Origin of the sequence: Xanthomonas sp. SHU 308 (assembly GCF_000364645.1) — a bacterium.
In the GTDB taxonomy this organism is placed as follows: Bacteria; Pseudomonadota; Gammaproteobacteria; order Xanthomonadales; family Xanthomonadaceae; genus Xanthomonas_A; species Xanthomonas_A sontii.
The window spans coordinates 1-2121 of sequence record NZ_AQOK01000453.1 but is presented as its reverse complement, the minus strand read 5'-3'; the positions used below and the strand labels follow the sequence as shown (position 1 = coordinate 2121).

Annotated in this window: 4 protein-coding genes; all 4 read right to left on the bottom strand. The window is 68.4% G+C overall.

The genetic code is table 11. The features are described from left to right. The coding region (locus tag D588_RS0114445; protein WP_017916487.1) for an Hpt domain-containing protein at nt 1-766 on the bottom strand (766 nt) is incomplete at its 3' end. Nucleotides 767-797: 31 nt separating this feature from the next. Next, nucleotides 798-1163 carry a response regulator gene (locus D588_RS0114440; RefSeq protein WP_010341778.1) on the bottom strand — a complete coding sequence of 122 codons (366 nt, stop codon included), beginning with the start codon at nt 1161-1163 and terminating at the stop codon, nt 798-800. Continuing rightward, nucleotides 1160-1468 (bottom strand): STAS domain-containing protein, encoded by a 309-nt coding sequence (locus D588_RS0114435; RefSeq protein WP_010341777.1) that lies wholly within the window; start codon nt 1466-1468, stop codon nt 1160-1162. Before D588_RS0114435 ends, D588_RS0114440 begins: the two co-directional genes overlap by 4 nt. A 108-nt stretch (nt 1469-1576) precedes the next feature. Beyond that, a partial coding sequence (locus D588_RS24900; RefSeq protein WP_017916486.1) for a chemotaxis protein CheW occupies nt 1577-2121 on the bottom strand: 545 nt, incomplete at its 5' end.

Sequence of the window (2121 nt, the reverse complement as noted above, 5' to 3'; positions counted from 1 at the left end):
TGGCGGCGGTCGGCGGCGGGGTCAGCACCGGCGCCGGCGCGGTGGCCAGGCTCGGCGGCGGCACCGGGCGAATTTCCAGCTCGCAGTCGTCGATGACCCAGGCGAAGGTGTCTTCGATCGCGCTGCGCGGGATCTTGCCGACCAGGCCCAGGTCCCAGGCCAGGTAGGCCTCGAGCGGATCGAGTTCGGCGAAGCCGGGCAGGCGCGTGCTGCGGCAGGCGACCTGCAGCGGACCGAGGTGTTCGAGTTCGCGGATGATGCGCAGCGGGTCGTTGCCGCTCATGAACAGCGACGGCGCCGGAGTGAAGCCGATCTGCCAGGCTTCCGGCTCGGCCGGCTGGTTCGCCGCCGGGGTGGCGACGGTGGGCGCGGCCGGGCCGCCGTTCAACGCGTGCTGCAGGCGCTCGTGCACGGCCTTGACCGCGGCTGGATCGGCCGGGACGCCGTGTTCGGCTTCGCGCAGCAGGGCGCGCAGCACGTCCACCGAGCCGAGGATGGCATCGATCGCGTGCGCTTCGACTTCGCGCTTGCCGGCGCGCAGCTCGTCGAGCAGCGTCTCCAGCACGTGGGTGAGGCCGGCCATCGCCTCGAAACCGAAGGTGGCGGCGCCGCCCTTGATCGAGTGCGCGGCGCGGAACACCGAGTTGATGGTCTCGGGGTCGCGATTGCCTTCTTCCAGCGACAGCAATCCGGCTTCCATCGCGTCCAGCCCTTCGCGGCTTTCCTCGAAGAAGGTGGCGTGGAAACGTTGCAGGTCCATGCTCATGGGGCGGGAATCCGGAAAAGGAGGGAAGGGATCAGCCCAGGACTTTCTGGACGGTGGCGATCAGCTGTTCGGGATTGAACGGCTTGACCAGCCAGCCGGTCGCACCGGCCGCCTTGCCCTCGGACTTCTTCTCCGCTGCCGACTCGGTGGTCAGCATCAGCATCGGGGTGAACTTGTAGTCCGGCAGCTGCCGCAGTTCGCGGATCAGGGTGATGCCGTCCATGTTCGGCATGTTGACGTCGGTGACCACCGCGTTGAAGCGCTGGCCCTTGGCGCGGCCCAGCGCGACCGCGCCGTCTTCGGCTTCTTCGACGGCAAAGCCGGCCGAGGTGAGGGCGAAGGAGACCATCTGGCGCATCGACGCCGAATCGTCCACTACCAAGATACGTGCGCTCATGCCGCGTTCTCCACAGATTTCAGATTGTCAGGGGTTGCAGGAAGGCCCAGCGATTCGCTGACCCCTAGCAGGCGTGCCGCGTCGCGAAAGGTGGCGTTGCAGGCCTCGAATTCGGTGCGCTTGCCGTCCTTGCGACGGGCATCGACGAATGCGCACAGCACCTGTACGGATGCGGTATGGATGCGGCGGACTTCGCCGGCGTCCAGCCGCAGCACGTCGTCCGACGCAAGGAACGCGGTCAGGCGTTGTTTCAGGTCGGCGCTGGTCTCGATACCGAGATCTTCGCCAAGGGGGACTGTGCTCATCATTGCTCCGCACCAATGGTTCTATGGCAGATAACGGCCGTGGCCTGAAAAGCTTTAGCGGCGGTTGGAAAGTGCGGCACCGTTCCCAGTTGCCGCCCCCGGCCCGGGTCAGTGCAGCAATTGCTCGGCGTCGAGCAGGATCATCGGCTGCTGCGCCAGCCGCGCCACGCCGCGGAACAGATGGTTGGAAATGCGGCAGATGCGGGCGTTGTCCGGCGGCTCGATCTGCTGGTCGCTGAGGCTGGCCACGTCTTCCACCGCGGACACGCGCAGGCCCAGGGTCTCGCCATTCTCTTCCAGCACCACCACCCGGGTCTGCATGTCCATCTCGATCGGCGCCGCGCCCAGGTGCACGCCGAGGTCGAGCACCGGCACCACCTGGCCGCGCAGGTTCATGATGCCGAGCATGGCCGGCGGCGTGCCGCGCAGCGCCAGCAGCGGCACCGGCAGCACCACTTCCTGCACCTTCAGCAGTTCCAGGGCGTAGGCCTGCTCGCCGCAGCGCAGGCGCAGCCAGCGGGTGCGGCGCTCGGCCAGGCGTTCGGGGGCGATGGCCGAGCCATGCGGCACGGCCGGTGCCATGAAGGCCTGCAGGTTCGGCGGCAGCTTCGCGCCGGCGGCCTGGGCGCGGCTGGCTTCGGCGCGGCGTTCCG